General features: G+C 67.9%; 18 protein-coding genes and 1 pseudogene. 9 read left to right on the top strand and 10 right to left on the bottom strand.

The window, feature by feature from the left end:
* Positions 1-3 precede the first annotated feature (3 nt).
* The 3 genes from cydB to NE2_RS22090 all read right to left on the bottom strand — a co-directional run bounded on the left by cydB (position 4) and on the right by NE2_RS22090 (position 3,606).
* Positions 4-1,065 carry a cytochrome d ubiquinol oxidase subunit II gene (gene cydB, locus NE2_RS22100; RefSeq protein WP_063029004.1) on the bottom strand — a complete coding sequence of 354 codons (1,062 nt, stop codon included), beginning with the start codon at positions 1,063-1,065 and terminating at the stop codon, positions 4-6.
* A 10-nt stretch (positions 1,066-1,075) separates the two neighbouring features.
* Positions 1,076-2,524 carry a cytochrome ubiquinol oxidase subunit I gene (locus NE2_RS22095; RefSeq protein ID WP_063029002.1) on the bottom strand — a complete coding sequence of 483 codons (1,449 nt, stop codon included), beginning with the start codon at positions 2,522-2,524 and terminating at the stop codon, positions 1,076-1,078.
* Positions 2,525-2,691: 167 nt separating this feature from the next.
* Entirely contained in the window at positions 2,692-3,606 is a 915-nt protein-coding gene (locus NE2_RS22090; RefSeq protein ID WP_063029000.1) for an aminodeoxychorismate lyase, read from the bottom strand.
* Between the two features lie 165 nt (positions 3,607-3,771).
* Between NE2_RS22090 and ygfZ the strand changes: the two genes are divergently transcribed.
* From ygfZ to NE2_RS22070, 4 genes and pseudogenes are all read left to right on the top strand, one after another.
* Positions 3,772-4,887: a CAF17-like 4Fe-4S cluster assembly/insertion protein YgfZ gene (gene ygfZ, locus NE2_RS22085; protein ID WP_373862277.1), complete on the top strand. Its 1,116-nt coding sequence runs from the start codon at positions 3,772-3,774 to the stop codon at positions 4,885-4,887.
* A 23-nt stretch (positions 4,888-4,910) separates the two neighbouring features.
* A pseudogene (locus NE2_RS22080) lies at positions 4,911-5,534 on the top strand (MOSC domain-containing protein); the annotation flags it as partial.
* A 194-nt stretch (positions 5,535-5,728) separates the two neighbouring features.
* A complete protein-coding gene (locus tag NE2_RS22075; protein ID WP_063028998.1) occupies positions 5,729-6,691 on the top strand; it encodes an asparaginase in 963 nt (320 codons plus the stop codon).
* 185 nt (positions 6,692-6,876) lie between these two features.
* Positions 6,877-7,083 (top strand): DUF3073 domain-containing protein, encoded by a 207-nt coding sequence (locus NE2_RS22070; protein WP_063018105.1) that lies wholly within the window; start codon positions 6,877-6,879, stop codon positions 7,081-7,083.
* 334 nt (positions 7,084-7,417) lie between these two features.
* Here NE2_RS22070 and purM read toward each other — a convergent pair whose 3' ends face one another.
* Positions 7,418-8,536 (bottom strand): phosphoribosylformylglycinamidine cyclo-ligase, encoded by a 1,119-nt coding sequence (purM, locus tag NE2_RS22065; protein WP_063028995.1) that lies wholly within the window; start codon positions 8,534-8,536, stop codon positions 7,418-7,420.
* A gap of 187 nt (positions 8,537-8,723) precedes the next feature.
* Between purM and NE2_RS22060 the strand changes: the two genes are divergently transcribed.
* Both NE2_RS22060 and NE2_RS22055 read left to right on the top strand, forming a co-directional pair.
* Complete coding sequence (locus NE2_RS22060) at positions 8,724-9,590, top strand: alpha/beta fold hydrolase (protein ID WP_063028993.1); 867 nt, start codon at positions 8,724-8,726, stop codon at positions 9,588-9,590.
* Positions 9,577-10,200 (top strand): TetR/AcrR family transcriptional regulator, encoded by a 624-nt coding sequence (locus tag NE2_RS22055; RefSeq protein ID WP_063028991.1) that lies wholly within the window; start codon positions 9,577-9,579, stop codon positions 10,198-10,200. The genes NE2_RS22060 and NE2_RS22055 overlap by 14 nt, the downstream gene beginning before the upstream one ends.
* Before the next feature lie 114 nt (positions 10,201-10,314).
* Here NE2_RS22055 and purF read toward each other — a convergent pair whose 3' ends face one another.
* Positions 10,315-11,919 (bottom strand): amidophosphoribosyltransferase, encoded by a 1,605-nt coding sequence (purF, locus tag NE2_RS22050; protein ID WP_063028989.1) that lies wholly within the window; start codon positions 11,917-11,919, stop codon positions 10,315-10,317.
* Between the two features lie 175 nt (positions 11,920-12,094).
* Between purF and NE2_RS22045 the strand changes: the two genes are divergently transcribed.
* Positions 12,095-13,372 (top strand): YhgE/Pip domain-containing protein, encoded by a 1,278-nt coding sequence (locus NE2_RS22045; protein ID WP_063028987.1) that lies wholly within the window; start codon positions 12,095-12,097, stop codon positions 13,370-13,372.
* Positions 13,373-13,397: 25 nt separating this feature from the next.
* Here the strand turns inward: NE2_RS22045 and NE2_RS22040 are convergent, their stop codons facing one another.
* From NE2_RS22040 to NE2_RS22030, 3 genes are read right to left on the bottom strand one after another with little or no spacing between them, the layout of a single operon-like run.
* The gene (locus NE2_RS22040; protein ID WP_030517426.1) at positions 13,398-13,784 is read right to left on the bottom strand and encodes a sterol carrier family protein; all 387 of its coding nucleotides are present in this window, start codon (positions 13,782-13,784) and stop codon (positions 13,398-13,400) included.
* Positions 13,785-13,812: 28 nt separating this feature from the next.
* Positions 13,813-14,469: a CPBP family intramembrane glutamic endopeptidase gene (locus NE2_RS22035; protein WP_233429852.1), complete on the bottom strand. Its 657-nt coding sequence runs from the start codon at positions 14,467-14,469 to the stop codon at positions 13,813-13,815.
* Between the two features lie 58 nt (positions 14,470-14,527).
* Complete coding sequence (locus NE2_RS22030; protein WP_063028985.1) at positions 14,528-16,285, bottom strand: alpha/beta hydrolase; 1,758 nt, start codon at positions 16,283-16,285, stop codon at positions 14,528-14,530.
* 275 nt (positions 16,286-16,560) lie between these two features.
* Between NE2_RS22030 and NE2_RS37810 the strand changes: the two genes are divergently transcribed.
* Positions 16,561-16,704 (top strand): hypothetical protein, encoded by a 144-nt coding sequence (locus NE2_RS37810; protein WP_507756209.1) that lies wholly within the window; start codon positions 16,561-16,563, stop codon positions 16,702-16,704.
* 113 nt (positions 16,705-16,817) lie between these two features.
* On the opposite strand, the gene purL is transcribed toward NE2_RS37810, so the two are convergent.
* Positions 16,818-19,112: a phosphoribosylformylglycinamidine synthase subunit PurL gene (gene purL / locus NE2_RS22020; RefSeq protein WP_063028983.1), complete on the bottom strand. Its 2,295-nt coding sequence runs from the start codon at positions 19,110-19,112 to the stop codon at positions 16,818-16,820.
* A gap of 233 nt (positions 19,113-19,345) precedes the next feature.
* Between purL and NE2_RS22015 the strand changes: the two genes are divergently transcribed.
* Positions 19,346-20,656, top strand: a complete 1,311-nt coding sequence (locus NE2_RS22015) for a glycosyltransferase 87 family protein (RefSeq protein WP_233429851.1) — start codon at positions 19,346-19,348, stop codon at positions 20,654-20,656.
* On the opposite strand, the gene NE2_RS22010 is transcribed toward NE2_RS22015, so the two are convergent.
* Positions 20,611-21,915: a M18 family aminopeptidase gene (locus NE2_RS22010; protein ID WP_063028981.1), complete on the bottom strand. Its 1,305-nt coding sequence runs from the start codon at positions 21,913-21,915 to the stop codon at positions 20,611-20,613. The two genes, NE2_RS22015 and NE2_RS22010, sit on opposite strands and share 46 nt — an antisense overlap.
* Positions 21,916-21,961 lie beyond the last annotated feature (46 nt).

The raw sequence follows: 21,961 nt of genomic DNA, 5'->3' as shown, positions 1-21,961 counted from the left end.
GGCCTACCGCGCGCCGCTGCGCATCGACAAGCCGATGGGCGCCGGGATCTGCTCGACGGTGATGCGCTTGCGGAAGACCCAGTACGTCCAGCCCTGGTAGATCAGCACGACCGGAGTCAGCACCACCGCGACCCAGCTCATCACCACCAGCGTGTAATGCGTGGAGGAGGCGCTGACGGTGGGATGCCCGTCGACCATCCGGCCGTCGACGGTCAGCCCGTAGGCGGCGTCGATGGTGGACGGCAGCACGTACGGGAACAGCGCACCGAACAGCAGCACGATCGCGGCGACGACGGTGACGGCGGTGCCGGTGAACGCCCAGCCGTCGCGATGCCGCAGCACCGCACCACCGGCGAGCAGCAGGCCGAAGACCGCAAGGCCCAACGGAATCCAGGTCCAGCCATGGCCGTGGGCGAGTTGGGTCCACAGCGCGAACGCGGCTGCGACCACGGTGGCCGGCAACCAGATCACGCGGGCGATCCGCTCGGCGCTGTCACGAATGTCGCCGCCGGTCTTCAAGGCGATGAACACCGCACCGTGCAGGATGAACAACAGCAGCAGCGTCAGGGCGCCGAGCAGCCCGTAGGGGTTGATCAGACCGAGCAGACCGCCCTCGATCCGCCGCTGCGCGTTGAGCTGCGTTCCGTGCACGATATTCGCGAAGGCCAGTCCCCAGGCCAGCGCGGGCACCCAGGAACCGAAGACGATCGCGGCGTCGCACCATTTGTACCAGCGCGGATCGTGGATCTTGCCGCGCCATTCGATCGCCACCGCGCGCACGATCAACGCCACCAGGATCAGCAGCAGTGCCAGGTAGAACCCGGAGAACAGGCTGGCATACCACTCCGGGAAGGCCGCGAACATCGCACCGCCCGCGGTGATCAGCCACACCTCGTTGCCGTCCCAGACCGGCCCGATCGTGTTGAGTACGGCGCGCTTTCGCGTTTCGTCGCCGCGGCCGATGATCGGCATCAGTATCCCGACGCCGAAATCGAAGCCCTCGAGCACGAAGTAGCCGGTGAACAGGACACCGATCAGCAAGAACCAGAATTCGGGCAGACTCATCCTCGGCTCCTCAGTACGCGAACGAAAGCTTCTCGACCGCAGACGTTTCCGTCTCCGCGGGTGGCTGTTCGGGCCCCTCGATCACATAGCGCCGCATCAGGAAGAACCACACGACCGCCAGTGCGCCGTACACGAGCGTGAAGACGATCAGTGAGGCCAGCACGGTGCCTGCGGTATGCCCGGAGACGGCCTGCTGCACGGTCATCCGGATGGCCGGGTTCCCGGTCGGATTCGGTGCGACCACCCAGGGCTGGCGGCCCATCTCGGTGAAGACCCAGCCCGCGCTGTTGGCCAGGAACGGCGTCGGAATGCAGATCAGGCTCAGCCACTTGAACCAGGGCTGATCCGGGATCCGTCCGCGCCGGGTCATCCAGAAGCCCAGCAGCGCGATGGCCGCCGAACCCACTGCCCAGCCGATCATGGCGCGGAAGGTCCAGTAGGTGACGAACAGATTCGGCCGATAGTCACCCGGGCCGAATTTTTCGTTGTAGCTCGCCTGAAGGTCCTTGACACCCTGCAGCGTCACGCCGCTGAACCTGCCTTCGGCGAGGTACGGCAGCACGCCGGGCACCTCGAGCACGCGGGTGATGCTGTCACAGTTGTTGTGGGTGCCGACGGTGAGTATCGAGAAGTCGGGGTCGGTTTCGGTGTGGCACAACGATTCCGCCGACGCCATCTTCATCGGCTGCTGTTTGAACATCAGCTTGCCCTGGATGTCGCCGGTGAATACCAGTGCGATGCCGGCGATCACGATCACCCACATCCCGGCGCGGGCGGCGGGCCGCCACATAGCGCGCGCCTCTTCCAGCAGCTCCGGATGGCCCGAGCGGGCGTTGCGGACCATCCACCAGCCGCCGATACCGGCCACGAAGGTGCCGGCGGTGAGGAACGCACCCGCCACGACGTGTGGGAAGGCCGCCAGCGCGGTGTTGTTGGTCAGCAGTGCGCCGATGCTCTCCAGTTCGGCGCGGCCGGATTCGGGGTTGTAGCGGGCGCCGACCGGATGCTGCATGAACGAGTTGGCGGCGATGATGAAGAAGGCCGAGGCGTTCACGCCGATCGCGACCAGCCAGATGGTGGCCAGGTGCACCAGTTTGGGCAGCCGCGACCAGCCGAAGATCCACAGGCCCAGGAAGGTCGATTCCAGGAAGAACGCGGCCAGGCCCTCCATGGCCAGCGGGGCGCCGAATACGTCCCCGACGAAGCGGGAGTATTCGCTCCAGTTCATGCCGAACTGGAACTCCTGCACGATGCCGGTGGCGACACCGAGCGCGAAGTTGATCATGAACAATTTGCCGAAAAACTTCGTCAGCCGGTACCAGTGATCCTTACCCGTGATCACCCATGCGGTCTGCATCCCGGCGACCATGGGCGCGAGGCCGATGGTGAGCGGTACGAAGATGAAGTGATAGACGGTCGTGATCCCGAACTGCCAACGTGAGACGTCGACGACATCCATCCGGCGGCCTCCTGTGTCATGCGGGACATCCACACGTACTACGACATGTCGTAGTAGAGCCTACGCCGCTACAGCCGTGGAGCAACGAGTCCTACGTCACGACATTCCAACAATTATTGCTGCGCGGTAACGGGTTCCGCTTTCGACGCTCCGACGACGCGGTCGAATCAGGTCCAGTCGGCGATATTCCAGGCTCGTTCGATCCCGCGATTCACCAGATCCGTGATTTCTTCGGCACAGTCCGGTGCCGACATCCGCAGCCCGTCCAGTGTCGCCACCCGCGCGGCCAGCGTGATGCTCGACAGTAGCCAAACACTGTCGGCGGTAACGAGATCCGCCGTGAACAGCGACTTGTAGCTGCAGTCCCAGCCGGCCTTGCCCGCCTCGGCGAACAAGGCGCGCTGGGTGATGCCGGGCAGGACCCCGTCGCGCGCGGGCGGGGTGAGCAACTGCTTGTCGCGCTGGATCACGACCGTCGAGCGCGGCCCCTCCAGCACGCGGTGCTCGGTGCTGGTGAAGATCACGTCGTCGGCGTTCTGGCGGGCCGCGAACCGCAGCGCCGCCATATTCGTCGCGTAGGAGAGCGTCTTGGCACCCAGCAGGAGCCACGGGGCGGTGGTCGCGAGTTCGGTCGAGATGCCCCGAGTGAGAGTGATCACCGAGATGCCTTCGGCGCGAGCCTTACTCACCCGCTCGGCGACCGGGCTCACGAACACGTAGCCAGTGAGATCCGGTGCCGGGCCGGACAGTTCGCCCGAACCGACGCGCTTGGACTCGGCGCCGTCGCGGCCCCGCGTCACGATCATGCGCAGCACGCCCTCGCGGTCGGAGCCCCATTCCTTGACCGCGGACTCCACGGCGGTGCGCCACTGGGCGACATCCGGGTCGGGCAGGTCCAGCGCCTGGGCCGAGCGGCGTAGCCGAGCCAGATGTAATTCCAGTGCACTCGCTTTACCGTCCCGCACCAGCACCGTCTCGAAGACGCCGTCGCCGCGCAACGTGCCGATATCGTCCGCGTAGAGCAACGGCTCGTCCGGATTCCGGACGGTACCGTCGAGTGTCACCAGAACTCGATCCACCATGCGTGGCAGCCTAGGCGAATCGAGCGCTCCAGGCGTGGGTACGCAATCGTCGGGCAACGCCCGGGCGAGCCCCGCGCCCACAGGCATATCCACGGCATACTCACCGCATACCTGCGGCAACCCGTGGCGCGGCGCGGGTCGGCGCGACCGCCTATTGTGGAAAACGTGTCCGTGGTTGCCGCCCCCAGTCCACTGCTCGGTCTCCCAGGGGCCGTGCCCGGCCCGCCCGAAAGTCCCGATGCCGCGGTCGCCTGGCATTACGGCGATCCCTTCGGGGAACAGCGTGCCGCGGCCCAGCGCGTGGCCCTCGTGGACCGTTCGCACCGTTTCGTGGCGAGGATCACCGGCGCCGAACGGCTGAGCTGGCTGCACACGATTTCCAGCCAGCACGTAGCCGAGCTGAGCGACGGACGGTCCGCCGAGAACCTGGATCTGGACCTCAACGGCCGCGTCCAGCACCACTTCGTGCTCACCGAACTCGACGGCACGGTGTGGATCGACACCGAAGGCGATCGTGGCCCCGCACTGCTCGACTTCCTGCAGAAGATGGTCTTCTGGGCCGACGCGAAACCCGAGGCCGCACCGGACCACGCGGTCCTGAGCCTGCTCGGGCCACGGGTGCGCGAGCTGACCGAGACGCTGGGCGTCGCCGCGCTGCCGGAGGTGTACGGCGCGGTCGCCCTGCCCGGCGGCGGATTCCTGCGCCGCATGCCCTGGCCCACCGAGGATTCCTACGACCTGGTCGTGCCGCGCGACCGGCTGAGCGAACTGTGGTCGGCGCTGACCGCGGCCGGCGCCGAACCGGCCGGGCTGTGGGCATTCGAGGCGCTGCGGGTGGCGGCGTTGCGCCCGCGCATCGGCCTCGACACCGACGATCGGACCATTCCGCACGAGGCCCACTGGATCGGCGGCCCGGACGAATTCGGCGCGGTCCACCTGAACAAGGGCTGCTATCGCGGACAGGAAACCGTCGCCCGCGTCCACAATCTCGGTAAACCGCCGCGGCATCTGGTGCTGCTGCATCTGGACGGCTCCGCCGATGCCCGGCCCGCGGCCGGCGACGCGGTGACCGCCGGTGGCCGCGCGGTCGGCCGCCTCGGCACGGTGATCGACCATTACGAACTCGGGCCGATCGCACTCGCGCTGGTCAAACGCGCCATCCCCGCCGACACCCGGCTGGAGGCCGGTCCGATGGCCGCCGCCATCGATCCGGATTCGATCCCGTCCGATGACGAGCCGCAGGCCGGCCGGCTCGCCGTGGACAAGTTGCGCGGCCGGTGAGCGCGCCCGCAGCGCCCCGGGAAATCGGCGCGATCGGCCACGTACTCGCGGTCTGTGTACTCCATGCCGAACTCGAGGTGCCCGCGAAGGTCAGCCGGGTCGGCCGGACCGCGATCGACAAACGCCCGGTCGCCGACCGGGTGGCGGTCCGGGCGCTGGGACTGGCCGGTGACCGCGTCTGCGATACGAAACATCACGGCGGCGTCCATCAGGCCGTCTACGCCTACGCCGACGAGGACGCGCGGCAGTGGGGCGAGCACCTGGGCCGCACGCTTGCGCCCGGCTGGTTCGGCGAGAATCTGCGGGTTTCCGGGCTGCCCGTCAGCGATGCCGTGATCGGTGAACGCTGGCGCGTCGGCGACACGCTGCTCGAGGTCAGCGCACCGCGCGTGCCCTGCGCGACCTTCGGGCACTGGTCCGGTGAGAAGCAGTGGGTCAAGCGCTTCACGCTGCAGGCCGATACCGGCGCCTATCTGCGAGTGCTGACCGAGGGCACGATCGGCGCGGGCGACCGCGTGTACGTGGACCACATCCCCGAGCACGGCATCACCGTGCGCGACCTGTTCACCGGCCACGATCCGGCACGGCTGGAACATCTGCTGGCCGCCGAACCGACGATCTCCGAAGACGTGCGCATGCAGATCGCCCGGCATGCGCGGCGGGCCGCTAACCGGACGCGCAACACCGAACTCCACGAGGAGATTCGCGCCGCGGTAGTGCCGGACAGGGCAGCGGGCACGGATGCATCGAACGCGACGCTGCCGGACCTCGCGGCAACCGGCGCGGCGCAGCCGGTACCGGCCGCGACGGCGTGCGGAACCGCCGAACGAGGAGATCGGCCGTGAGCGTAGAGCTGGTGGAAGTGGTCCGCTCCGGATTCCGCGAATGCGTGCACCGCGGGTCGGTGGTGATCATCGAACCCGACGGGGAACCATCGCTGGCCCGGGGCGAGGTGCATCTGCCGATCTTCCCGCGGTCGACCAATAAGCCCATGCAGGCGATCACCTTGCTGCGCAACGGTTTCGAGCCGGTCGACGAGGCCGAACTCGCCATCGCCACCGCCTCGCATTTCGGCGAACCCGACCATCTGGCGCTGGTGCGGCGGTTGCTGGACCGCTTCGGCTTCGACGAGAACAGTCTGGGATGCCCGCCGGATCTGCCGATGGGCGAACAAGCCCGCGCCGAGGCCCTGGCCGGGCGCGACCGGCACTCGGCCCCTCGCAAGATCTACATGAACTGCTCGGGCAAACATGCCGCGATGCTGGCGACCTGTGTGATCAACGGCTGGCCGACCACCGGATATCTCGACCCCTCCCATCCGCTGCAGCAGGCGGTCACGGCGACGATCGCCGAGATCACCGGCGAACCCGAGACCGACCTCGGCATCGACGGCTGCGGCCTGCCGATCGTCCCGGTCTCGCTGATCAATCTCGCCCGCGCCTACGCCGGCCTCGCCACCGCGGCTCCCGGATCGCCGGAACGCCGGGTCGCGGATGCGATTCGCCACCACCCGCGAGTGATTTCGGGCACGGACGCCCCCGATCTCGAAACCATGCGGGCGACCCCAGGACTGGTCTGCAAGATCGGGGCGGACGGTGTGCACGCGGGCGCGCTGCCGGACGGCCGTGCCTTCGCCTACAAGATCGATGACGGTCACGACCGGGCCCGGATGCCGCTGACGCAGGCGATTCTCCAGCGTATGGGGGTCGAGTGGACCGAGGCCCACGCCGCGCTCGCCGGGCCGCCGGTCCTGGGCGGCGGGGCCCGGGTCGGCATCATCCGGGCAATCCCGGGGGCGGTGTAGAAGCTCACCATTTCGGCGAACCCCCGCTCGACGGCCCCGCGAACGGTGGATGTTCCGGAGTCTTCACCGACTCCTGGAAGCGCGACCGCCTGACACACGCTAAAGTGTCTGTCAGGAAGATTATTAATTCGAACGGGGCCGCCAACCACCCCAGGCCGCCCCGCAGTGACGCGAGGGGGTCAGCCATGGGCCGTGGCCGGGCTAAGGCAAAGCAGACCAAGGTTGCACGCGAGCTGAAGTACAGCTCGCCGTCGACCGACTTCGCGAGCCTTCAGCGCGAGCTGTCGGGGCACTCCCCCCGGCGGAGCGGTGTGCTGTCCGAAGAGCACGATTCGGACGAATCGCTCAAGCGCTGGGAGGAAGATGAGGACTACGACGACTGGCGCCGCTGACTCGGATCGACGTATGCAGGGGGAGGCCTGAGGGGCCTCCCCCTTCGCACGTCGGCAGCGTTTCGGCCGATAGATCGACCGATCCCCACCTCGATGAGGGCTCGTAGTACGGGTTGCCGCCGCAGGTATCACCGATACCCAGGGCGGCATTACCCGAGTTCGGATTGCTCCGATTTCCACCGTCGCGCACGGTAGACGCTTCGCCGTCCGAGCGCCCCGGAGTGGTGCCGTGGGCAACCCGTGAGCGCGTCGCGAGCGACCCCCGACACGACGCCTCCCGAGACGACAACGCCTCCTCGCCCGAACTGGTGCGAGGAGGCGTCGATGTGTCCGCTCAGAACCTCGGATGTTCCCCGACCAGCGCCACGCGCGCGGCATCGACATCCTTGGCCTTCTTGACCGATCCCAAGGTCCAGCATTCGATATGCCGCGCGGTCAGCACCGCGAGCGCACGATCGGCATCCTCGGGGGCGACGACGGCGACCATGCCGACGCCCATGTTGAAGGTCTTCTCCATCTCGGCCCGCTCGACCCGGCCGCGCTGCGCGATCAGTTTGAAGATCGGCGCGGGATTCCAGGTGCCACGGTCGATTTCGGCGACCAGCCCGGCCGGCAGCACGCGAGCCAGATTGTTCGCCAGACCGCCGCCGGTGACGTGGGCGAAGGTGCGCACATCGGTCTCCGCGATCAGCGCCAGACAATCCTTGGCATAGATCTTGGTAGGTTCCAGCAACTCTTCGCCCAGGGTGCGGCCGAATTCCTCGACGTGCCCGGTGAGCGCCATCCGATCGATGTCGAGCAGCACCCGGCGCGCCAGGCTGTAGCCGTTGGAATGCAGGCCCGAGGAGCCCATCGCGATGACGACGTCGCCGGGCCGGACCCGATCCGGGCCCAGCACCTCGTCCGCTTCCACGACGCCGACGCCGGTCGCGGAGATATCGTAGTCGTCGGCGCCCATCATGCCCGGATGCTCGGCTGTCTCGCCGCCCAGCAGCGCACATCCGGCCTGGATGCAGCCCTCGGCGATACCGGAGACGATCTGCGCGACCCGTTCCGGAACCACCTTGCCGACAGCGATGTAGTCCTGCAGGAACAGCGGTTCCGCGCCGCAGACGACCAGATCGTCGACGACCATGGCGACCAGGTCCAGGCCGACCGTGTCGTGCTTGTCCAGCGCCTGCGCGACCGCGATCTTGGTGCCCACACCGTCGGTGGAGGCGGCCAGCAGCGGTTCCCGGTAGCCACCCTTGAGCGCGAACAATCCGGCGAAACCGCCCAGACCGCCCTGCACCTCGGGCCGGCTGGCCTTCTTGGCCAGCGGCGCGAACAACTCGACTGCGCGGTCGCCGGCCTCGATGTCGACACCGGCGGCGGCGTAGGACGCGCCTCCGGATTGGGCCTCGTCGGCGCCGGTGTCGTTCACACCGGCACCACTCGGGGTCTGCTCAGTCATTGTTCGGGAAAGCTCCAAACCGAATCGGCGGACAGATGCCTGATCACGCTACCGGAGCCGGATAACGAGACTGCACCGGTATTGGGCTGCACGTACGGATTCGAGGCTACCGTCACATCCGCCATTGACATACATACGGTATGTAGGTAACTCTGGAACACATCACACCCACTCCGGAAGGCATGTCATGGGAATCAGCACCAGCCTCGGCCCGATTCGACACGTCACCGTGCCGGGCGGCCGCATCCGCTATCACGACACCGGTTCCGGGTCACCGGTCGTCTTCGTCCACGGCCTGCTCGTCAACGCCGACCTGTGGCGCAAGGTGGTACCGGACGTCGCCGCCGCCGGGCATCGCTGCCTCACCCCGGACTGGCCGTTCGGCTCGCATTCGGAGCCGATGCCGGCCGCCGACCTCACCCCGACAGGCGCGGCCGATCTGATCGCCGCGTTCCTGCGGGAACTCGACCTCACCGACGTCACCCTGGTGGCCAACGACACCGGCGGTGCGATCACGCAGATCATGCTGTCGCGCGATCGCAGTCGGGTCGGGCGCGTGGTGTTCACCAACTGCGACGCCTACGAGAAGTTCTTCCCGCAACCGTTCACTCCGCTGCCGCGGCTCTCGCGCGTACCCGGCCTGCTCACCGCGATTCTGCAGAGCCTGCGCTTCCGGCCGGCGCAGCGGCTGCCCCTCGCCTACGGGTTGGTCACCAAACAGCCGCTGCCGCATGAGATCGCGGATTCCTATCTGCTGCCGAGCCGCAATTCCGCGGCCATTCGCGCCGATCTGCGCCGGTTCCTGCGCGATATCCACAAGCGCCACACCCTCGCGGCCGCGCGCACTTTCCGCGAGTGGGATCTGCCGGTGCTGCTGGCCTGGGCACCCGAGGACAAGGTGTTCCGCCTCGATTTCGCGCAGCGGCTGGCACACGATCTGCCCCATGCCACGCTGCGCACGATCGAGGATTCACTCACCTTCATCTCGGAGGACCAGCCCGAGTTGCTCAGCCGGTTGATCGTGGAGTTCACTCGGCTGCATGCCACGCCGTAGCCAGGAGGACAGATCACGCGCGACGCGGGCGAGTCTCGAGTCGGTCGGGCGGCGGCTGTTCGCCGAACGCGGATATTCCGCGGTGTCGGCGGAGGAGATCGTCGCCGCGGCCGGTGTCACCCGCGGCGCGCTGCATCATCACTACGGCGACAAGCGCGGCCTGTTCATCGCGGTCCTGGAACAGCTCGAGGCGGACAACACCGAGGAGATCCGGCATGCGATCGACACCCTGCCCGACCCGACCGATCTGCTGGCCGCGATGGCGACCGGCCTGCACACCTTCCTCATGATCAGCCGCCGCCCGGAAACGGTCCGGATCGCCATGTCGGACGGCCCTGCGGTACTCGGCTGGCAGGGCTGGCGTGAGATGGAAGCGCGCCACGGGCTCGGGCTGATCACCAATCAGCTGGAACTGGCCGTCGAGTCCGGCCTCGCGCCCGCGGTTCCGGTTCGGACCCTGGCCCAATTGATTCTGGCCGCGATCACCGAGGCGGGCATGATCGTCGCGCACGCCGACGATCCGGATGCGGCCGGCGCCGAGGCCGAGCAGTGCATTCTGATGATGCTCGGCGGATTGCTCACACCGCCCAGCACGTCACCGAGCCTTTAGGCTCTCGAACCTGCTCGGCACCGAATGTGCGTGCACTCCAAGTCGACTCGACCTTCGATCAAACATGCCGGGCCGCCACGACGAACGGCCCGGCCACGACGTCACGAGTGACGCTCAGGGGCGGCTCAGCGCGCTCGCGTTGGCATTCTCGCCCAGGAGTTCCGATTCCGGCTTACCCGAGAGAATTCCTTCGAGGACGTTCTTGCCGACGGCAGCCTCATCGGGCAGCGGGATCGGGTACTTGCCGTCGAAGCAGGCACAGCACAGGCGGGTGCGCGGCTGCTCGGTGGCCGCGATCATGCCCTCGAGCGAGATATAGCCCAGGCTGTCGGCGCCGATGGAACGCCGCACGCTTTCGACCATCGCCGCTTCCGAATCCTGTGACCCCTCGGCCATTTCCGGCCCGGCGCCGTTGGCGATCAACTCGGCCGGCGAGGCGAAGTCGATGCCGTAGAAGCACGGCCACTTCACCGGCGGGGAGGCGATGCGCACGTGGATCTCCAGCGCCCCGGCCTCGCGCAGCATCCGGATCAGCGCGCGCTGGGTGTTGCCGCGCACGATCGAGTCGTCGACCACGATCAACCGCTTCCCGCGAATCACCTCGCGCAGCGGGTTGAGCTTGAGCCGGATACCGAGCTGGCGGATGGTCTGGCTGGGCTGGATGAAGGTGCGGCCCACGTAGGCGTTCTTCATCAGGCCCTGGCCGTACGGCACGCCGGAGCCCTGCGCGTAGCCGACGGCGGCAGGCGTTCCGGACTCTGGGACCGGAATCACCAGATCGGCCTCGACGGGATGTTCGGCGGCCAGCCGGCGACCGATGTCGACCCGGGTGGCGTGCACCGAGCGACCGGCGATCGTCGAATCCGGCCGAGCCAAATAGACGTATTCGAAGACACAGCCCTTGGGTTCGGGGTTGGCGAACCGCAGCGAACGAACTCCGTCGGCGTCGATCGCCAGCAGTTCGCCGGGTTCGATCTCCCGGACGAACGAGGCGCCCACGATGTCGAGCGCGGCGGTCTCGCTGGCAACCACCCAGCCGCGGTCGAGGCGGCCCAGGCACAGCGGCCGCACACCCTGCGGATCCCGCGCCGCGTAGAGGGTGTGCTCGTCCATGAAGGTCAGGCAGAAGGCGCCGCGCAGCGTGGGCAGCAACTCCATGGCCGCCTGCTCGATGCTCTTGTCGGCCGCGGCATGGGCCAGCAGCGCGGTCATCACATCCGAATCCGAGGTGGCGGTGATCGCACTGCCGGGTAGGCGGCCGTTGATCAGGCCCAATTCCCGGGCCCGCGTCGCCAACTCGGCGGTATTGACCAGATTTCCGTTGTGTCCCAACGCAAGTCCGGTGCCGACGGCCGTGGTGCGGAAGATCGGCTGAGCGTTCTCCCAGATGGTGGAACCGGTGGTGGAGTACCGGCAGTGCCCGATGGCGATATGCCCCGGCATCGCCGCCAGCGTCTGTTCGTCGAAGACCTGCGAGACGAGGCCCAGATCCTTGAACACCAGTACCTGCGAGCCGTCCGCGACCGCGATACCGGCGGCCTCCTGGCCGCGGTGCTGCAGTGCGTACAAACCGTAGTACGTGAGCTTGGCCACATCCTCGCCCGGAGCCCAGACGCCGAAGACGCCACACTCCTCGCGGGGTTCGTTCTCAGGCTCGTCGACAGCGGAGGAGTTTCGGCCTGCGGCGGTCTTCGGGATCGACAGATCGGCGTGGGTCACCGTTTGCTCCCTGTTAGTCGGGCGGGGGGCACTCATCATTCTACGGGTCATCCGCGCGAAACCCACGTCCGGATCCTCCGGGTGGCGAGCTGTTTGCTGCTACGGTTCGTCCGTGGCGAGTACCGACACCGCACTACAAAGTCGAAATCTACGGCGGCTTATTCCGTTTCGATGGATGTTCCCTGTGGCGGTCGTCTCAGTGGTGGCCGCGTTGTTGGGCCTGCTGTATCTCGATTATGTCGTCGACCCCCAGCGGAATCTGCACGACTTCCCGATCGCCCTGGTCAACCAGGATGTGGGTGAGACGCTCGGCGCGCCCGGCCAGCAGAAACACGTGAACTTCGGCGATCAGGTCGCCGACGGGCTGCGTGCCGCCGTGCCCGCCGACCAGATCGATCTGCGCGTACTGGGGCTGCCGGAAGCCCAGCAGCAGATGCAGAACGGCCAGGTCTACGGCACGGTCGTCATCCCGAGCGATTTCAGTAAGCGACTCGGGATCCTGGGTGTGGGCAGTGTCATACCGGGCGATATCGAGCGGCCGATCATCACCTTGCTGACCAATCCGCGGTCGGGCACCTACGCCACGCAGATCGTGGTGCGTTTCGGGGATCAGGCGCTGCCACAGATCAACGAGAAGGTGGGACAGCAGCTCACCGAGCAGGTGCGGACTCAGCTCACCCCGGCGCCGGGTGGCCCGCCGGCCCCCGAACTGTCCGGTGCGACCCGCCTCACCCTCGCGCAACCGCTGCAGATCCTGGTGCAGGAGTTCCATCCCCTGCCCGGCGGTTCCGGCCAGGGGCTGACGGCGTTCTTCTACGCGCTGTTGTTGCTGATGGCGGGCATGCTCGGCGCGATGATCGTGCACACCATGATCGACTCGGCCCTCGGCTTCGTGCCGACCGAATACGGGCCGTGGTACGTGCACTATCCCGCCACACCCGTTTCCAGACTTCGCACGCTCCTGATCAAATGGGCGGTCATGGCGGTGGCCGCCGTGGTGGTCTCCGCGATCCTGCTCGGCATCGGCGCGGCATTGGGAATGCCGCTGGACAATCCGCTGGGGCTGTACCTCTACGGGGTGCTCGCGATCATCGCGGTCGGCTTCACCGGTATCTCCATCCTCGCCGCGATCGGCTCAGCCGGACTGCTGGTGAACATGATCCTGTTCATCGTGCTGGGCCTGCCGTCCTCGGGAGGCACGGTCCCGATCGAGGCGACACCGAAGTACCTCGGCTGGCTGGCCACCTTCGAACCGATGCACCAGGTGTTCCTGGCGGTGCGTTCACTGCTGTATTTCGACGGCAACGGCGCGGCCGGTTTCACCCGCGGTTTCTGGATGACCGTGCTCGGCCTCACGATCGGTGTGGTGCTCGGAGTGGTCGTGACGCGCTTCTACGACCGAAAAGGGTTGGAGCGCAAGCCGATCAACCGTACCCAACCCGCTCCGGCCTAGGTCACAGCGCTCGCCCCGGACTGGGTCACAGCGCGACCAGCGGCAGCCAGCGGGCCAACTCCCCCGCCCGGATTCCGGAGGCGCTCAACGCCCCCGAATCCACCGCGGCGTCGAAATCCAGCAGTCCGGTCGCGAGCAGCAACCACGTCCGCGGGTCGGTCTCCACCACATTCGGCGGCGTCCCCCGGGTGTGCCGCGGCCCCTCGATACATTGCACCGCCACGAAGGGCGGCACCCGCACCTCCACCGAGGCGCCCGGCGCCGCGGCGGCCAGACTCCGTGCGGTCCCCCGCACGGCCGCCGCGAGCTCGGACCGTGCCGGCTGGGCCGCCGACTCGTCGCGCAGCCACGCGCCGAGCGCCGCCACCGAATCACGCACCTGAGCAGGGTCCACAGCCGAACGTCGCGCCATTCCACCGAGCGTAGCGAGCCGAACGGACTCAGCGGTGCGATACACCCCGGCCGATGCGCCGATCGCGCAGCGCCACCGCTACTCGCGGTGCCAGCGCGCCACCGGCATTCAGGGCGAGGTGAACGAGCGCCGGTGCCGTCGCACTGCCCGTGCGGCGACGCAGCCAGGAGAAGAGCAGCCCGCCCGCGGCGGTGACGGCGACAGTGGCTGGGATGCTGTCACCCGCGGACCGCGCCGGATGAATGTGCCACAGACCGAAAACCACTGCGCCGCACGGTGTCCGCCCGTGACCCGCGTCGTCGAAGAGCCGGTCCAGCGTCCCCCGGAAAATCAGCTCCTCGCTGTAGACGGTGCCCACCGGAATGTGGATGCCGACCCATTCGGCCGAACTCACCTCCGGCTCACGCTCGGCGAACTCCGCCATTCGATTCCGGATCCCCGGTACGGCGAGCCCGACACCGTAAGCAGTGCCGACCGCGCCGAATGCCGCTGCGCCCCAAACCCACCCACGCCGAGAGAGCCACTCCGGCCGGCCGCCGAATACCGCGGCATACCCGGTCGCGAACGCGGCGTTGGCGACCGTGCGACCCCGTATGCCCGACCCCAGCCTCGGCAGCACGAGATTGCTCCACATCAGGGCGATGCACGACGCCGATAAGGTGCGCACCACGCTTCGGTTGTTCACCGATCCGCACCTCGCGAGTGCGCGTTCCGGCCATAGCGCGAGGTTGTCGTTGCTGTGCTCATTTCACCGCGCGTTCGAACGCTTCCGACAGTTCCAGCTGCGTCCGAATGTTCTCCTGCAGTTGCGGATTCCAGTCCGGAGGCGGCAGTACCGCGGCCCAGCCGTCGAGTACCAGGGTGCCGTAGTTGTGGCCGTGCCCGTCGCTGACCCCTTGGGCATTGGTCAGGTCGGCGGCGACCTGCCAGAAGGTGACCAGCGGCCACCAGCGCATCTGCGTGGACACGTCGGAGCCACGCGGCTCGGAGAGCCAATCCGGTTGGGAGAAGATCAGATCCGGTGACCACCAGACGATGGGATCGGAGGGATGCTGCAGGTAAGCGATGCGCGGACGCCGCCATTCCGGCGACGGTTTCGTCAGATCCGCTGCGGTGGAGGCGAATCGGACCACGAGGCCGTCGGCGTAGATCGGTTCCACCTCGCGAGTGCCGGGGTCGCGGCGCTCGACGAACTGTTTCCACAGCCGATTGGAATTCGGCGGGCCCACCCAGAGCGCGCCGTCGACCTTGGCGCGCAGATCGGCCAGACCGTCGAAGGCCGCCTCCGAGCCCTGCGAACCCAGGCTTTCCCCGTACACCAGCAGCTTCGGCCGCGACTGCGCCGGCCGCGCCGACCAGGCGGCGTAGACCGCGTCGAACATCTTCTTCCCCGCCACCGCGACCTTCTGCCGGTCCGCGAGGAACGACAACACACTCGGCAGATACGAGTACTGCGAGGCGAGGATCGCGGTGTCGCCGCCGTACATGTATTCGAGCGCGCCCGCGGTCGTCGAATTCACCCATCCGGTTCCGGTGGTGGTGACGATCACCAGCACCTTGCGGTCGAAGGCGTGCGTGCGTTCGAGTTCGGCGACAGCCAACTGTTCCTGGGTCTGTCCCTCGGCCGCCGATCCGAGACCGACGTAGACCCGAACCGGTTCGCGCGCGGGCTTTCCCGTCACCGCGCCGATGCGGAAGGCATCGGGTCCGTGCGAGACGAACCACCGCCCCTCCGAACCGAGCGTGCCCCATTTGGCGAGTGATGCGGGGCTGCCGGAGCGCTCGGGTTCGGTCGGCTGCACCGCGTACGGCGTCATCTTGTCGTTGCGCACGCTGAACGCCGAGTTGGCGACGGTGAAGAAGGCCTCCGACAGCACACCGTTGAACAGCAGCACCGCCACCACGGCCAGCACGATCGCGCCGACGCTCGGGGCCAGTTGCGGCGGCACCCGCACCCAGCGGCTGAGCAGACGGGCGAAGAACCGCACGATCCACCGGACCGTCCGGTAGATCGCCACCACCAGCGCGGCCACCGCGACGCTGAGCCCACCGGTGCGCAGATAGGCGGCGCGCGTGGTGCCTTCCATATCCATCAGGCCGTAGATCTGCCGTTGCCAGTCGGCGGAGAGGACGAGCATGTAGATCGCGGTGAGCAGACAGATCGTCAGGATCGTCACCTTCACCGCATAGCGAATCCGCAGCGACGGTGCGCGAAAACGCAAGCGCGGCCGGATCAGTCTGCGAAAGCCCCACTCCAGCAGACAGCCCACGCCGTAACCGATGGCGGCGTTCAGACCACTGATCAGACCTTGAAACAACCAGTCGCGCGGCAGCAGTGAGGGCGTCACCGACCAGGCGAAAAACACTGTCGCGGTGACCAGGCCGACGTAGTTGAGGGCGATGATGTCGTCCTCGAGCCGGCGCAGCAGCCGCAGGCCTCGCCGATAGACCACAACGCCGCGCGTACGCAGCGTTGTGAGAGTCTCGGCGGTATCGAGCACCCGTCAAGTATGGCGGTCGGCGTGCCGAAATCGGGGACCTCGCCACGTGAGGCAAACAACGCCTACAACGGGAATTACCCGGGGTACTCGAGTAGTTCTACGCACGTTCCGCGCGGCCAGGGACCGCAGACTCGACGGTATGAGCACTCCCACCCAGCAGACGAGCAGCCCCGCCTTCCTGGCCCAGGCCGCGATCGCCTTCGGCGTCCGTTTCGTCGCCGCTACCGCGGGCATCGTCTCTGCCGCTGGATATCTGGCAGCGCGGATTCCTGTTGATGACAACGCTGTTCATGGTCTCGAGCGCCTTCACCCTTGCCAAGGTGATCCGCGACCGGTTCGAGTCCACGCGCGTCCATCAGCGCATCGACGAGGCCCGCGTGGAAAAGCTGATGGCCGAACACGATCCGTTCCGGGTGTGAGCGGACCGCAGCGCTGGCAGCGTCTGATGGCACCCTGCGCGGCTCCCTCCGTGGTTACGCGCACTGCCGCCTCCGGTCGCGTCGCTGCGGGTGCGGCCGCGGTCCGCCTCGGCTCACTCCGCGGTGGCGCCGAACAGCGCGGGCAGCGTGCCCTCGTGGGCGGTGCGCAGTTCGTCCATCGTGATCGAGAACTGGCCCTGCACCTCGACCGAGTCCGAGCCCTGATCCACCACGCCGATGCGCACCCACGGCAGTTCGCGCGCGGTGCACATCTTGGTGAAACGCGTCTCCTCCGACCGCGGGACCGCGACCAGGACGCGTCCGGCCGATTCCGAGAACAGCGTGACGAACGGGTCGTCCCCCTCGGGCAGCAGGATGCGCACACCGGTTTCACCGGCCAGCGCTCCTTCGACCACCGCCTGGGCCAGGCCGCCCTCGCTGAGATCGTGTGCGGCGCTGATCATTCCGTCGCGCGACCCGGCGGTCAGCACTTCGGCGAGCAACTGCTCGCGGGCGAAGTCCACCCGCGGCGGCACACCGCCCAGGTGATCGTGCTCGACCTGCGACCAGATGGATCCGTCGAATTCGTCACGGGTCTCGCCGAGCAGGATCAGCGTCTCTCCGGGCTCGGTGCCGAATCCGGTCGGGATGCGCCGGTGCACATCGTCGATGACGCCGAGCACGCCGACCACCGGGGTCGGCAGGATCGCCGTCTGCCCGGTCTGGTTGTAGAAGCTGACGTTGCCGCCGGTGACCGGAATGCCCAGGGCCACACAGCCGTCCGCGAGGCCGCGCACGGCCTGCTGGAACTGCCACATCACGCCCGGGTCCTCGGGGGAACCGAAGTTGAGGCAGTTGGTGACGGCCTTGGGCGTCGCGCCGGTGCTGGCGACGTTGCGGTAGGCCTCGGCCAGCGCCAGCTGCGCGCCGGTGTAGGGGTCGAGTTTGGTGTAGCGGCCCGAGGCGTCGGTGGCCAGGGCGATGCCGCGGCCGGACTCCTCGTCGATGCGAATCACGCCCGCGTCGGCATGTTCGGCCAGCACCGTGTTGCCGCGCACGTACCGGTCGTACTGCTCGACGATCCACTTGCGGCTGCACAGCTGCGGGCTGGAGATCATCTTCAGCAGCGTGGCCCGCAGCTCGTCGCCGGACGTCGGCCGGGCCAGCCCGGCGGTGGTGTCGGCGACCAGCGCGTCCTGCTCCTCGGGACGCTGCACGGGCCGCTCGTAGACGGGGCCTTCGTGCGCGACGGTGCGCGGCGGCACGTCCACCACGGTTTCGCCGTGCCACTTCACCACCAGGCGGTCGCCGTCGGTGACCTCACCGATCACGGTGGCCAGCACATCCCACTTGTGGCAGACGGCCATGAACGCCTCGACGTTGTCGGGCGTCACCACCGCGCACATGCGTTCCTGCGATTCGCTCGAAAGCACTTCCGCCGGTGTCATATTCGCCGCGCGCAGCGGCACCTTGTCCAGGTCGATGCGCATCCCGCCGTCGCCGGCCGCCGCCAATTCCGATGTCGCACAGGACAGTCCGGCGCCGCCGAGGTCCTGGATGCCGACCACCAGTCCGGCGTGGTACAGCTCGAGACAGCACTCGATGAGCACCTTCTCGGCGAACGGGTCGCCCACCTGCACGCTGGGCAGTTTCTTACGGCCGGAACCGGATTCGTCACCCGAGAAGGTGTCCGAGGCCAGCACCGACACACCGCCGATACCGTCCAGACCGGTCCGCGCGCCGAACAGCACGATCTTGTTGCCGGTTCCGGAGGCGAAGGCCAGGTGCAGATCCTCCACCCGCATCACGCCCGCGCACAGCGCGTTCACCAGCGGATTGCCCTGATAGGAGGCGTCGAAGACGGTTTCGCCGCCGACGTTGGGCAGGCCGAGGGAGTTGCCGTAGCCGCCGACACCGCGCACCACGCCGTCGACCACTCGACGGGTGTCGGGATGGTCGGCCGCACCGAAGCGCAACTGGTCCATCACCGCGATCGGCCGTGCGCCCATCGCCATGATGTCGCGCACGATGCCGCCGACACCGGTGGCCGCGCCCTGGTACGGCTCGACGTAGGAGGGGTGGTTGTGGCTTTCCACCTTGAAGGTGACCGCCCAGCCGTCACCGATGTCCACCACGCCCGCGTTCTCGCCGATACCGGCCAGCATGGATGCGCGCATCTCCTCGGTGGTGGTCTGGCCGAAGTAGCGCAGGTGCACCTTCGAGGATTTGTAGGAGCAGTGTTCGCTCCACATCACCGAGTACATCGCCAGCTCGGCATCGGTGGGGCGGCGGCCCAGAATGTCGCGGATGCGCGCGTATTCGTCGTCCTTGAGACCCAGCTCCTTGTACGGCTGCGGGGTATCCGGGGTGGCTGCGGCGGCGCTGACGGTGTCGACGTGGACAGTCACGGTGGGCTACCTAGGTCCTTTCGGCCGGGCAAACGTGCAGCTACGAGCTCCGACGCTGGAGTGAGAGACGGAATGCACGCGGATGGGGAATCCAGGCCAGTCTAATGGGCCGTCCGGAGGAGGCAGCGGAGTGTTACCGCGGAGGGCGGCCCATTGGACTGCAAACGACATTGCCTAATGGGTGGCAAACCCAGGCCGACCAGGCAGCACCTGTTCACCGGTACGCTGAGCCGGTGAACGATCGATCCAGGGTCGCAGATCCGGACGAACTGCCCGCGACCACGTCGTCCGCGCGGTCCACCGGGGGGCTGACGACTCGGCAGCGACGGCTACTCCTGATCGCGATCGCCCTGTTCGTCGTCTCGGCGATCGTCTCCTGGGCCGCCCACATCTGGACCGGCTACATCGATCTCCAGGTCTACCGCAACGGCGCCCGCACATGGCTCGACGGCGGCGACCTGTACGGGCCGATGCCCAAGGTCTACGGCATCGGGCTGCCGTTCACCTATCCGCCGCTGGCCGCACTGTTCTTCGCGCCGCTCGCGCTGATGCCGCTCGCCGTCGCCCAATGGCTGGTGCTGCTCACCTCGATGGCGAGTCTCGCGGTCACGTTGTGGCTGGTGCTGGTCCGGATCCGGCCGGAGATGGACCGGTCCACCCGGGTGATCCTGCTGATCGGGGCGCTCGCCGTGCTCGGCCTGTCCGAGCCGGTGCGCCAGACCTACAACTTCGGCCAGATCAATCTGATCCTGATGGCGGCCGTCGCGCTGGACGCACTGGTTCGCAAACCGTTCTGGCCGCGCGGCATGCTGATCGGAATCACGGTGGCGGTGAAGCTGATTCCGGCCGGCTACCTGCTCTACTTCCTGCTGCGCCGGGACTGGCGCGCGTGCCTCACCCTCATCGGCTCGGCGATCGGCGCGATCGCGCTGGCATACCTGCTGTTCCCGCACGATTCCACCGAATACTGGTTCCACACGCTGATCGATACCGGTCGCATCGGGCCGCCGCAGTACGCGGGCAATCAGTCGCTCAAGGGGTTCGCCTTCCGCCTGGGCGTATCCGACGGCGCCGCGACGGCTATCTGGATCGGACTGTCACTCATCGCGATCGGACTCGCCGCCCTGTGGATGAAACGGCTGCTCGACGCCGGCCACCAGGTGTCCGCGCTGCTGGTGAACTCGGCGGCGGTCCTGCTGGTCTCGCCGGTCTCGTGGTCGCACCACTGGGTGTGGGTCGCCCCCGCCCTGCTGGTCGCGGGCGACCTCATCGCCAGGATGCCGGCCGCGGACGCCCCGGATACGCCGGGACGCGCGGCTCGGCGGCGGCGGATGTGGATCGCGATCACCGCCGTGATCACCGTGCTGTTCATGGTCGGACCACAGTGGGTGCTGCCACACAACGCCGACCGCGAACTCCGCTGGGCGTGGTGGCAGCAGATCATCGGCAGCAGCTATGTGCTGGTGACCTTCGCCGCTCTGGTGATCGCGGCGATCGCCTACCGCCCGAGTGGTGTGAGGAACGCCGCGAGCGCCGCCGAATAGGAGGCCACGTCCGCGGCGCCCATCAGTTCGCGCGCCGAATGCATCGCCAGCTGTGGTGCGCCCACGTCGACGGTCGGCATGCCGGTGCGCGCCGCGGTCATCGGGCCGATGGTGGAACCGCAGGGCAGATCCGCGCGATGCACGTACCGCTGCAGTGGCACCCCGGCCTGCGCACAGGCCAGGGCGAAGGCTCCGGCACCGACCGCATCGGTGGCGTAACGCAGATTCTGATTGACCTTCAGCACCGGGCCGCCGCCGACCTCGATGCGATGCGAGGGCTCGTGCCGGTCCGGATAGTTGGGGTGGGTGGCATGGGCCATATCACCGGAGGCGCAGATCGAACCGGCCAGCGCCGCAAGGTAATCCGCGCGGCCACCACCGCGGGCGAGCACGATTCGCTCCAGGATCGCGGGCAGCAGATCCGATTGGGCGCCGCGGTCGGATTGGCTGCCGACCTCCTCGTGATCGAACATCGCCAGCACCGGGGTGATGCCGCCGTCCCGGTCCGCGGCGGCCAGGAACGCCTGCAATCCGGCATAGCAGGTGGCCTGGTTGTCCAGCCGCGGCGCACTCACCAGATCCTGGTCGCGGCCGACCACCCGGCTCGGTTCCAGGTCGTGGGTCATCAGTTCCCACCCGAGCACGTCGTCGGCGCGGACGCCGGCCTGTTCGGCGACGTAGGCGATGAACGAGCGCGGCCGCTCCCCCAATCCCCAGATGCCGTTGACGTGGCGTTGCGGATCCAGCGTCACCCCGCGCCGATCCTCGGACAGGTGGATGGCCAGTTGCGGCACCCGGACCAGCGGATCGTCGATGCGGACCAGCCGCTGGCCCAGTGCGTCGCCCTCGCGCACGGTGAGCCGGCCCGAGATGCCGAGATCACGGTCCAGCCAGGAATTGAGCCAAGCGCCGCCGTAGGGTTCCAGGCCGATCAACTGCCAGCCCGCGACGGCCAGATCGGGATGCTGTTTGACACGCAGATTCGGGCTGTCGGTGTGCGCGCCGACCACCCGGAACGCACCCGCCGGATCGGTGGTCGTCGCGGCCCAGGCGACCAGCGATCCGCCGCGGATCACGAAGTAGCGGCCCACTCCCCGGTTCGTCTCCGCCGCCTCGGTCCACGGCCGGGCCTCGGGCAGTTCGGTGAATCCGTGGGCCGTCAATTCGGCTTCCACCGTGCGGCATACGTGAAACGGGGACGGCGAGGCATCGACGAAGGCGCACAGCCCGGAGGCCGTCGCGGTGGTGGAGACCGGCATACCGGCGATCCTATCGGCTGCCGGAATTGCCGGATTATCGCCGAGT

The organism is Nocardia elegans NBRC 108235, assembly GCF_001612845.1.
GTDB lineage: Bacteria > Actinomycetota > Actinomycetes > Mycobacteriales > Mycobacteriaceae > Nocardia > Nocardia nova.
Note: the sequence above shows the minus strand (reverse complement) of the source record. Positions and strands in the feature narration are given on the sequence as shown.

What these genes read in the sequence shown, in the direction of transcription:
- purM (WP_063028995.1), bottom strand. Translation starts at nt 8,536, where the DNA reads ATGACTGAGCAGACCCCGAGTGGTGCCGGTGTGAACGACACCGGCGCC.
- NE2_RS22090 (WP_063029000.1), bottom strand. Translation starts at nt 3,606, where the DNA reads ATGGTGGATCGAGTTCTGGTGACACTCGACGGTACCGTCCGGAATCCG.
- NE2_RS22055 (WP_063028991.1), top strand. Translation starts at nt 9,577, where the DNA reads ATGCCACGCCGTAGCCAGGAGGACAGATCACGCGCGACGCGGGCGAGT.
- NE2_RS22010 (WP_063028981.1), bottom strand. Translation starts at nt 21,915, where the DNA reads ATGCCGGTCTCCACCACCGCGACGGCCTCCGGGCTGTGCGCCTTCGTC.
- NE2_RS22070 (WP_063018105.1), top strand. Translation starts at nt 6,877, where the DNA reads ATGGGCCGTGGCCGGGCTAAGGCAAAGCAGACCAAGGTTGCACGCGAG.
- NE2_RS37810 (WP_507756209.1), top strand. Translation starts at nt 16,561, where the DNA reads ATGACAACGCTGTTCATGGTCTCGAGCGCCTTCACCCTTGCCAAGGTG.
- NE2_RS22095 (WP_063029002.1), bottom strand. Translation starts at nt 2,524, where the DNA reads ATGGATGTCGTCGACGTCTCACGTTGGCAGTTCGGGATCACGACCGTC.
- NE2_RS22060 (WP_063028993.1), top strand. Translation starts at nt 8,724, where the DNA reads ATGGGAATCAGCACCAGCCTCGGCCCGATTCGACACGTCACCGTGCCG.
- cydB (WP_063029004.1), bottom strand. Translation starts at nt 1,065, where the DNA reads ATGAGTCTGCCCGAATTCTGGTTCTTGCTGATCGGTGTCCTGTTCACC.
- NE2_RS22045 (WP_063028987.1), top strand. Translation starts at nt 12,095, where the DNA reads ATGTTCCCTGTGGCGGTCGTCTCAGTGGTGGCCGCGTTGTTGGGCCTG.
- NE2_RS22040 (WP_030517426.1), bottom strand. Translation starts at nt 13,784, where the DNA reads ATGGCGCGACGTTCGGCTGTGGACCCTGCTCAGGTGCGTGATTCGGTG.